We start from the raw sequence: 3,296 nt of genomic DNA, 5'->3' as shown, positions 1-3,296 counted from the left end.
TCTAGTCCTGTTTTAGAATCCAGGTTACCTGTGGGTTCATCGGCAAGTAGAAGTTTGGGCTTGGCAGATACGGCTCGGGCAATGGCCACACGTTGTTGCTGTCCACCCGATAGTTGTTGTGGGTAATGGTGTTTGCGATGTCCAATTTTCATTCGATCCAGAACTTCTAAAACTCTGGCCTTTTTATCAACTTTGCTTACATTAAGGTAGTTGAGGGGTAATTCTACATTACGAAAAACATTGAGCTCGTCAATCAGGTTAAAACTTTGGAATACAAAATTGATATTACCCTTACGGATGATGTTGCGTTGTTTTTCCTTTTGATTGCCGACCTCCTGATCGTTAAAATAATAATTACCTGAACTTGGAGAGTCGAGCATGCCCAATATATTGAGTAGGGTAGATTTACCACAACCCGAAGGCCCCATAATGGCCACAAATTCACCTTCTTTTATATCGAGACTGATTTGATTGAGAGCGGTGGTCTCAACTTCCTCGGTTTGGAATCTTTTGCTTAGGTTTTCTATCTTAATCATGCTATTAATTTTGTGATACGATTATTTTATTGATTGGATGACGATCAAGTTTTTATTCCTGATTAAATCTTTATGTTCCAAATCAATTATTCAATCGGTATGCCATAAGACTCTAAATCTAGATAATCAGATGTTTGTCGTCTTAAATCGCTGTTGCAGTGCAATTCAATTGTAAATAAAATAAAAATGACTGTAAGATTATTTTACACTATGTGATAATCTTTGTTAATAATTTTTACTTTTGAAAAGCTAAAGTTATAAAATTATGTCTACTGGTAAAATCTTAATTATCGACGATCAAAAATCTGTCTTGGTGGCCTTACAGCTCCTGCTCCAGGATGAGTTCGAGGAAGTCATCACTTTATCTAACCCGAATAGTTTATTAAGTACTCTCAAGACTTACGCTGTTGATGTGGTAGTATTGGATATGAACTTTTCCGCAGGGGTAAATACGGGTAACGAAGGGATCTTTTGGTTGAATAAAATATTGGAGTTCGACTCGAAACTCAGTATTATTCTTCTGACCGCTTATGGTGATGTGGAATTGGCCGTAAAAGCCATTAAGATGGGAGCGGTCGACTTTGTGCTGAAACCCTGGGATAATCGAAAGCTGATCACGACCATCAAAACGGCCATTCAGTTGCGGCAGTCCAAACAAAAGATTGATCGACTGGAAGGGGAAAAACAGACTTTGACTCAGGTTTTGAATCAGAATGAGACTCGAATGATTGGTCGATCGAAAGTGATGTTCGATTTGAATAGAATCATATATAAAGTCGCGGCTACCGATGTGAATGTTCTCATATTGGGTGAGAATGGAACCGGAAAAGAGTTGATTGCCAGAGAAATTCATGCTCAGTCGGCAAGGCGAGATGCTGTGCTGATAAGCGTTGACATGGGAGCCGTTTCCGAATCTTTATTCGAAAGTGAATTGTTTGGGCATACCAAAGGTGCTTTTACCGATGCAAAAGCTAATAAGTTAGGTCGATTCGAATTGGCTTCCGGAGGAACCCTGTTTCTCGACGAGATTGGGAATTTGTCTTTAGCCATGCAAGCTAAACTACTATCTGTTATACAAACCCGCCAACTGATTCGATTGGGTGATAATCAAATCAGAGAAATTGATATTCGTTTGGTGTGCGCGACCAATAGAGATTTGATACAAATGGTTGCTGATGGCGAATTCCGCGAAGACTTACTCTACAGAATTAATACCATTCATATCGATGTGCCACCATTACGCAAACGGGGAGAAGATATTGCCGTATTGGCTGAATTTTATCTACGCAAGTATGCTCAGAAGTACAATAAGCCCAAGCTTCGTTTTTCGACTAAAACGGTGGATAAACTGATGCAATATGCCTGGCCAGGAAATGTGAGGGAATTACAGCATACCATCGAGAAGGCGGTGATTCTAACTGATAATAAAGAACTAATGGCCGATGAATTTCTATTTCATCAAGCCCCTAAGAGTAAAAATAATTATCAGGCGGCTAGTTTGGCCGATATGGAAAAAGAGATGATTGCTATGGCTTTGGAACATCATTCTGGTAATATGAGTCGTATTGCTAATGAATTGGGTGTTACCCGTCCCACACTTTATAATAAACTGAAGAAGTATGATCTATAAGAAGCTCTTCATCCAATTGATTTTAAGACTAAGTCTGATTTGCTTTCTTTCTGTTTTCATGGGCTGGTTAATATGGGTGAGTCCGTATCCTTTTCTTGCTTTTGCACCATTGGCACTCATTATTTATCTAATTTACCGTTTGACCCATTATTTGAACTCTACTAATAGATTGCTGAGTCAATTTTTCCTGGTGGTTAAGAATGATGAAACGGCTCTTAACTTGCAGCATATAGGCGAGGGGAAATCCTTTAACGACTTGCGCGATAGCATGCAGGCTGTGAATCAGATTATCAAGAACCTGCGTGTGAAATACCAGCAAAAGGAGATCGTGAGCGATGCCATTATCGAGAATGCAGCTGTGGGTATTCTCACCTTTAATGCTCAGGGATTGGTTGAGAATATTAATCGAAAAGGTCGTGAACTTTTAGGTGTTCATCACCTGGTGAGTATAAAAGCTCTCTTAAAAACGGATCCAAATTTGGTTGAACTCTTTCAAAGCATCAAAGCAGGAGAGAGTCGGGTGCTGAAAACCTCAGTGAATCAAAAATCTTTGCATCTGCTTGTTTCTTGTACCCGTATCAAGCTTAATACAGACAATTGGAAACTGCTTTCCTTCTCAGATATTAAAAGTGAAATGGATGCCACTGAACTGGAATCCTGGCAGCGATTAATTTCGGTCCTGACTCACGAGATCATGAACTCCATTGCGCCTTTAACCTCCCTTTCGGAGACTTTGGCTCGCACCTATTCTCAGATCGATGCCCAATCGGTTATTGGAGAGAAAAACCTGTCTAAAACACGTTTGGGTTTGCAAGTGATTCAAGAGCAAGGGGAAGGGTTGATGCATTTTGTAGATAACTACCGTCAATTGACTCGAATTCCGAAACCACAATTTAAGCGGATGAGTCTAAGGCATTTATTTGAGCATGTAAAGGCCTTGCTTGTTTTGGATGAAGACAGGCGTATTCAATACGATTTCTCCATTGAGACTGATGATCTATCGATTGAGGCTGATGAAAAACTCTTGGTTCAGGTTTTGGTCAATCTGATTCAGAATGCCCAACATGCCATTAGCGATAAGGGAATCATACAGGTGATTGCCTGTAGAGCGAGTGAGGAACAGACCCTGA

General features: G+C 40.1%; 3 protein-coding genes. 2 read left to right on the top strand and 1 reads right to left on the bottom strand.

Annotation, left to right across the window (positions count from 1 at the left end; translation table 11 throughout):
• On the bottom strand, positions 1–536 hold a 536-nt coding region (locus ABY905_RS15445; RefSeq protein WP_372645484.1), incomplete at its 3' end, for an ABC transporter ATP-binding protein.
• Between the two features lie 265 nt (positions 537–801).
• Between ABY905_RS15445 and ABY905_RS15440 the strand changes: the two genes are divergently transcribed.
• Positions 802–2,166: a sigma-54-dependent transcriptional regulator gene (locus ABY905_RS15440; protein ID WP_372645482.1), complete on the top strand. Its 1,365-nt coding sequence runs from the start codon at positions 802–804 to the stop codon at positions 2,164–2,166.
• Positions 2,156–3,296, top strand: a 1,141-nt coding sequence (locus ABY905_RS15435; protein ID WP_372645480.1) for a PAS domain-containing sensor histidine kinase, incomplete at its 3' end; no start/stop codon positions are given. The genes ABY905_RS15440 and ABY905_RS15435, both read left to right, overlap by 11 nt.

It is taken from the genome of Ancylomarina sp. (genome assembly GCF_041555295.1).
Lineage (GTDB): Bacteria > Bacteroidota > Bacteroidia > Bacteroidales > Marinifilaceae > Ancylomarina.
Note: the sequence above shows the minus strand (reverse complement) of the source record. Positions and strands in the feature narration are given on the sequence as shown.